The 1126-nt window shown below is 71.0% G+C and carries 3 protein-coding genes; all 3 read right to left on the bottom strand.

The annotated features are described in order from the left end of the window. On the bottom strand, positions 1 to 132 hold a 132-nt coding region (locus MJD61_00610; protein ID MCG8553781.1), incomplete at its 3' end, for a HisA/HisF-related TIM barrel protein. After that, positions 132 to 863 carry a 1-(5-phosphoribosyl)-5-[(5-phosphoribosylamino)methylideneamino]imidazole-4-carboxamide isomerase gene (gene hisA, locus MJD61_00605; protein ID MCG8553780.1) on the bottom strand — a complete coding sequence of 244 codons (732 nt, stop codon included), beginning with the start codon at positions 861 to 863 and terminating at the stop codon, positions 132 to 134. The genes hisA and MJD61_00610, both read right to left, overlap by 1 nt. A gap of 40 nt (positions 864 to 903) precedes the next feature. Continuing rightward, positions 904 to 1126 (bottom strand): GNAT family N-acetyltransferase (locus MJD61_00600; protein MCG8553779.1); only part of this gene is annotated, 223 nt, incomplete at its 5' end.

Below are 1126 nucleotides of genomic sequence, written 5' to 3'. Positions count from 1 at the left end.
GGCGCCGGCGGCATCGTAGGCCTTCGCAGCATCGACCGGATCTCCCGCATCGCGCAGATCCACGAAGTTGACCCCCTTGACGACCCGGCCGTCCTTCACGTCGAGGCAGGGGATGATGCGCGCCTTGAGCATCAGTCGCCGCTCGCCGCCAATTGGAACAGGCTCGCCGGATCGATGCGGCCGTCGTAGAGCGCCCGACCGCAGATCGCGCCCTCGAGCGGCGGATCGTCCAGGGTCATGAGCGCGGCGATGTCGTCGAGGGAGGAGATCCCGCCCGAGGCGATGACGGGGATCCCGACCGCGCCCGCCAGCTCGGCCGTGGCCGCCAGGTTGACGCCTTCCAGCGCGCCGTCCCGGTCGATGTCGGTGTAGACCAGGGCGGCGACGCCGGCGTCCTCGAACTGCCGGGCGAGGTCGACCGCCAGGACCTCGCTGACCTCGGCCCAGCCCTCGACGGCGACCCGGCCGCCGCGGGCATCGATCGACACCACCACCTGGCCCGGAAAGCGCCGGCAGGCCTCGCGCACCAGATCCGGGTCCTTCAAAGCAGCGGTGCCCAGGATGACCCGACGCACGCCGGCGGCGAGCCAGCGCTCCACCGCCGCCAGGTCGCGGATGCCGCCGCCGAGCTGAACCGGAAGCTCGACCGCCGCCAGGATGGCCTCGACCGCCGTGGCGTTCACCGCCCGGCCCTCGAAGGCGCCGTTGAGGTCGACCAGGTGAAGCCAGGTGAAGCCCGCCGCGGCGAAGTCCCGCGCCTGGGCCGCCGGGTCCGGATTGTAGAGGGTGGCCTGGCCCATCTCGCCGCGCAGTAGGCGCACGGCGGCGCCGTCCTTCAGGTCGATGGCGGGAAAGATGATCATGGCGCACCCCCCAAGTGCGATTTCCCGGCGCGAACTCCCTCTAGGAAGCGGGGATTTCGCCCGCGCCCAGTAGGTCCTTCGCATAATAGAGGCCGGTGTACCAGCGCCCGTCGATCCAGGCATAGCGCGGATGGCTGCCCCAGCAGCTGTAGCCGAGCTGCTTATAGAGCGCGATGGCCCGCTCCTGGGTCTCGCGAATGTCCAGGTTGAGGGACCTCAGGCCGGCGCCGAGCGCGGCCTCCTCGACCGCCTCGACCAGCATC

It is taken from the genome of Pseudomonadota bacterium (genome assembly GCA_022361155.1).
In the GTDB taxonomy this organism is placed as follows: Bacteria; Myxococcota_A; Polyangia; order Polyangiales; family JAKSBK01; genus JAKSBK01.
The sequence above is the reverse complement of the archived record's forward strand: the minus strand, read 5'-3'. Positions and strand labels throughout refer to the sequence as shown.

What these genes read in the sequence shown, in the direction of transcription:
- hisA (MCG8553780.1), bottom strand. Translation starts at nt 863, where the DNA reads ATGATCATCTTTCCCGCCATCGACCTGAAGGACGGCGCCGCCGTGCGC.